The following is a 4,629-nucleotide window of genomic DNA, read 5'->3' as shown; positions in this document are numbered from 1 at the left end:
CCGAATTCGACACTCAGATGATCACCGATGAGCTGCGAGCCCTTCACGCTCGGGCCGGCTCCAGCAGCGAACCCCGCTCAACTTCGAAGAGCCCCGATACCCAGCCCTACGAAGGTTTCACTCTCGCCTATCAGGCAGCAACCGGCACTTTGCTACACGCATGTTTGGGCAACGCCTGTAAGGCAAGCCGTTGAGACTCGGCCCGCCAGACGCGCAAGGTGATCCTCCCAGCCGCGATCAGGGCTGGTCACCACGGAGAGAAGGTTCTGCTTCGCCCCGATGCTCGATGCCCCCATGGAGGAACTGACTATGAGAGCACGTAGATGGGGTGCCTTTGTGGCTGCCCTCTCCCTGTTCGGCAGCTTCGCGCTTTCTTCCCCGGCAGAAGCCTCGAAGTCTTCTGCGAACAGCACTATCGTCGAATCCGATCTGGAGGAGGAGTGTAAGCAGCAGGGCGATCTTCCCGCGCGGCAGCAGGGCTGGGCCCGCAACCGATTCGAACAGTGCCACCGGTACACGCGGGTGATCAACCTTTACCACAGTCAAACCCTCGAGTATAGGGGCAAGATCGAATTCGTCTTTGAGATCCTGGCCTTTGCCAGCTATTCGGGCAGACGAGTCGACTTTGTTTTGAGCCTCGAGGACGTGGGAATTTCGTCCCAGCTTAACCACGAGCTTGGCTACATCACTGTCAATATGGATGGCTGCAAGGGGGTTCCTAACGTCACCTGCACAGGTGAGACCTACAGGACCGACGCGATCGCGGCCTGGTATGCCCGGCCTGTTTTCGACCCTGTCATTGCGACATCCACCGACGGGTCTGGCGCATCGCCTTACGCCACTGTCAACCTGGATGCTCTGACCACGATCATGGTCGAATATCGTGACGGCATCACCCTCCCGTACAGCGAGTTGACGGCGACCACCCGCGCCCGTTTCGACTCCGCTGGTCCGGAAATAGGCAGCGCCCCGCAGCATGGGACGGTCTTCCGCGACTATACGCCCGTCCTCGAGCTTGATCGCCGAGCCGGTAGCGACCACCGACAGGAGGCCATCCACGTCGACGACGCACAAAACAATCCGAGCCGAACGTTCCCGAGCTTCGTCGGAAAGTCCCCTCCAGGGGCCGTAGGCGCACGCCCGCTGCACCGCCTGATGGGTTCGAGGTCCGACATGAACCGGCTTGAGGCGCGCAAGGTTTGCGTCGACGTATGGGGACCGAACTACGCCACGGGCGGCCTCCAGTGTGACGAGTACCCGTTCGCCGTGACCTATGAAGGTGCGGCAATGTCCACGGCGGGCATCTACTGTGGAAACAGCAGCGACCCGGTCAACGCAGACTGGCGGAAGTGGCATGGTTCGGCCCGTCCGATCGACGGCGCGCACAACGGCAGAGGTGGTATCCTATTGTCGGCGTTCTTCCGCACAAACCGCGTCCTCGACTGCGACGAGTTTCATGTAAATGTCATCCGGTAACTTTCGGTAGGTCTGAGCGCCGGCGTATCGCCGGCGCTCAGACCTGTGCTTAGGGAGCGCAGATGCCCATACAGCAGGAGGAGTTGCTGTTCCGGCCGCAGTACAGTTACCTTACCGTGCGGGACTACACACTGGTGGATCAACCCGGTTTCAACCAAGCGCTCACCGTGGCACAAACCCAGGTCGCCGCGTCCAATGGTAGTGAGATCGTAATTGTCTGCGCCCAAGACACGCTAAGGATCCGCACCGTCGTTTACGTCCACGAGGATCAGCCCGCATGCAGTGAATCTGACGAATGGCCAGGAAGGATTTCCTTTACGCTGCCTGTTCCAACGAGTCAACTGCACGTGGGTGACGCATTCGGCAACGCAGTCATCATCGATTTGCCGGGGCCACCTGGAGACTTCGCGGTTGACATATCCTATCGAGGGCGCGAGCAGGCGAGAGCGAAGGTCGCGGAAACGATTGAGCAGTTCGCGGCCATGCCTCTTCGTCAGGGAATGGAATGGCTGGAGCAGTGGTCGGGCATCGAGGAGTATCGCATCGACGTACGCCACATCTGACCTGGTCACGGCCGGCCCTTGGGACCATGTTCTCGAAGACCGATTGAGGAAATGCCCCGCTGCGCGCCGATGGCATAGAACAGCCACAGGCATCCGGCCAGCCAGACGACTACCGGGACTGTTTCAAGAAGACTCGGCGTCATCCAGGGCAACTGATGGAGACGGTCAAGGACAACAGCAACATCGTAAGCGTTAGCTGTGGCGTCACTTGCTCGCAGTTGCTGCGCGCCATGCGCCCCATTACCGCTGTATTGCCACGCCCACCAACCGGCACACAGGACGAAGCCTGCGCCACCGACCATGCACCATCGGCACCCCGTCAACCATCCCTTCGATGGGGCATTCCGCTTGGCCAGCCACCACAAGGCGCCCACTGCGAGCGCAACCAAACAGCATGACAACGAAAGGAGGAGCCAAGACAACGCCGAGTAACTATTTACGTCCGAATAGAGTAGCTCCAGGAGTCTACCCTCACCGACCTTGCCTCTTTCTGCTTGGAAAAGAAGCGATCGGAGCCAGAGCACGGCGACCGACGTAACGGCGCTCATTGCCCCTAACAGCCGCACCCGATTGGCATTCATCGCTGGCTTCACACCCAATAGAGCTTGCCCGTTGCCGCCCAGGACTCACCTCTCTCATGACCGTACCATCGATCCCATCCTTCCTGGGAATCCTGCTGGCCAACCTAATCCGGTCACGGCGCCGGGGTCGGGCCTGGGAAAGCCGAGAACAGGCCGCTGCGGCGCAGCCCGCGGAGGCCGGCGAGCCACCAGAACGCGAACAGCGAGTCGTCGGTAGTGGATCCGAGGAGCTCGGCGATCTGGTCAGCGGTCCAGACCGCCACGGCTGGGTGGGCGCCGGTCTCTTCCCACGAGGCGACGCGGGCCTCGGTCCAGACTTGGGCGTGCGGCTGCTGGTAGCCCTTGATCTCGATGTGCCGGGCGGGGTTGCAGGCCAGGACGCCCTCTTTGACGGCGAGGTTGAGCGCGGCACGCAGGGTGGTCCGCAGGTGCTGCATCGCCGACGCGGACTGCGGTCGGCCTTTGCTGTTGGTGACACCGGCGATCTTGGCGAAGACGGTACGCAACAGGCCGGCGTCGAGGTCGGCGAGCCGGTAGGCGCCGAGGTGCGGGATGGGCACCTGCTCGACGTCGCGGGTGTAGTGGAACCGGGTGGTCGCGCGGAGGTGGGTGCGGGTGTCGAGCCAGTGCCGCAGCCACCATTCGACGGTCCAGCCTTGCGTGGTGCGGTCGGCGGCGGTGCCGGCCAGCCACGTGTCGCGAGCCTGCCGGGCGGCGGCCTGCGAGGGGTAGCCGCCGCGGCGGGCGCGTTCCCGGCGGCCGAGCAGGTTGGTGGCCGAGCAGTGGAAGTACCAGGAGCCATGGCCGCGTTCGGTGAGCCGGGGGCAGCGCTGCTCCAGCCGGTTCCTGCCGTGGTCGCGGCAGCCGCACCGTTTGAAGATCACACCGTTGCTCGACCGCATGACGCTGAGTTCCCCCCGCTTTGATGGAGCGGTGGTTACCTGCTGCCGGCTGCTGCAGGGGTAGCGATTGTTGGTTGGGCTGGTTCCTTCTGGCGGGTGTGCCAGGCGGTTTCGTACTCGTCGGGGCTGAGGTAGCCCAGTTCCTTCTGGATGCGGCGGGTGTTGTACCAGCCGTCGATGTAGGCGAAGATCGCGTTCTCGGCCTCGTCGCGGGTGCGCCAGCTCGTGCGGTAGACGAGTTCGATCTTCAACGTCGACCAGAAGTTCTCCATGAGCGCGTTGTCGAACGAGTCGCCGACGGACCCCATCGACGGCAGGATCCCGTTGTCCTGCAAGCGTTCCGCGAACCGGAAAGACGTATAGTTCGATCCCCTGTCGCTGTGATGAATCAACTCGCCGTCGCGGACGTCGCGGGACCAGATCCCGTATTCGAGGGCGGCGAGGATCAAGTCGGTGTCGCAGCGGTCGGAGGTCTTCCACCCGACGATCCGGCGGGAGAACGCGTCACGGACCGCGGCCAGCCAGAACACGCCTTCGCCGCAGGGAATGCGGGTGGCGTCGGCGACCCAGAGCCGGTTCGGACCGGCTGCGGTGAACTGCCGGTTGACCAGATCCGGCGCCGGCGTGTGCCGTGGGTCTTGCTTCGTGGAGCCGCCCCGCCAGCCTCGACGCAGGAACGCACCCTGCCAGCCCTGGGCCGCCATCAACCGCTCCACCCGCTTGCGGCCCACGCGAATGCCGTCACGGCGGAGCTGCCCGTGCACCCGGTCCGCGCCGTACGTGTGCCCGGACGCTTCCCAGATCTCGTGGATGTTGGACAACAACCCCAGATCGACCACGTTCCGGTCGCAAGGCTGCTCGACCTGCTTGACCCACGCGTAGTACGTCGAGGCGCCGACGTTCAAGACCCGTAGCAGGAGCGCGACCGCGAACTGGTCACGGTGTTCATAAATGAACGTCATGAGCGTCGCCGGGTCGGGTCGGTGAAGTCGGCCCGCAGCGCAGTTCCGATTTTTTTTTGGTCGGTCTGTTTCTGCGGGCCGCTTCCCGAACCCGGCGTGCACCTTTCAATGCACCGGGCTCTCCACAAGTCCCGTGCGGGGTCGT

5 protein-coding genes are annotated in these 4,629 nt (G+C 63.3%); 3 read left to right on the top strand and 2 right to left on the bottom strand.

The window, feature by feature from the left end; all coding sequences use genetic code 11:
- The 3 genes from ACFYML_RS36450 to ACFYML_RS36440 all read left to right on the top strand — a co-directional run.
- Positions 1-194 (top strand): hypothetical protein (locus ACFYML_RS36450; RefSeq protein ID WP_387424987.1); only part of this gene is annotated, 194 nt, incomplete at its 5' end.
- Positions 195-336: 142 nt separating this feature from the next.
- A complete protein-coding gene (locus tag ACFYML_RS36445; protein WP_387424986.1) occupies positions 337-1,476 on the top strand; it encodes a hypothetical protein in 1,140 nt (379 codons plus the stop codon).
- Positions 1,477-1,538: 62 nt separating this feature from the next.
- Positions 1,539-2,039 carry a hypothetical protein gene (locus tag ACFYML_RS36440; RefSeq protein WP_387424985.1) on the top strand — a complete coding sequence of 167 codons (501 nt, stop codon included), beginning with the start codon at positions 1,539-1,541 and terminating at the stop codon, positions 2,037-2,039.
- Between the two features lie 694 nt (positions 2,040-2,733).
- On the opposite strand, the gene ACFYML_RS36435 is transcribed toward ACFYML_RS36440, so the two are convergent.
- A complete protein-coding gene (locus ACFYML_RS36435) occupies positions 2,734-3,522 on the bottom strand; it encodes a hypothetical protein (RefSeq protein WP_387424984.1) in 789 nt (262 codons plus the stop codon).
- 35 nt (positions 3,523-3,557) lie between these two features.
- Positions 3,558-4,586: an IS3 family transposase gene (locus ACFYML_RS36430; protein ID WP_387424983.1), complete on the bottom strand. Its 1,029-nt coding sequence runs from the start codon at positions 4,584-4,586 to the stop codon at positions 3,558-3,560.
- Positions 4,587-4,629: the final 43 nt, after the last annotated feature.

The organism is Micromonospora sp. NPDC007230 (assembly GCF_042869115.1).
Taxonomy (GTDB): Bacteria; Actinomycetota; Actinomycetes; order Mycobacteriales; family Micromonosporaceae; genus Micromonospora.
The sequence above is the reverse complement of the archived record's forward strand: the minus strand, read 5'-3'. Positions and strand labels throughout refer to the sequence as shown.

Coding starts and splice junctions, on each gene's coding strand:
- ACFYML_RS36440 (WP_387424985.1), top strand. CDS start 1,539: ATGCCCATACAGCAGGAGGAGTTGCTGTTCCGGCCGCAGTACAGTTAC.
- ACFYML_RS36435 (WP_387424984.1), bottom strand. CDS start 3,522: ATGCGGTCGAGCAACGGTGTGATCTTCAAACGGTGCGGCTGCCGCGAC.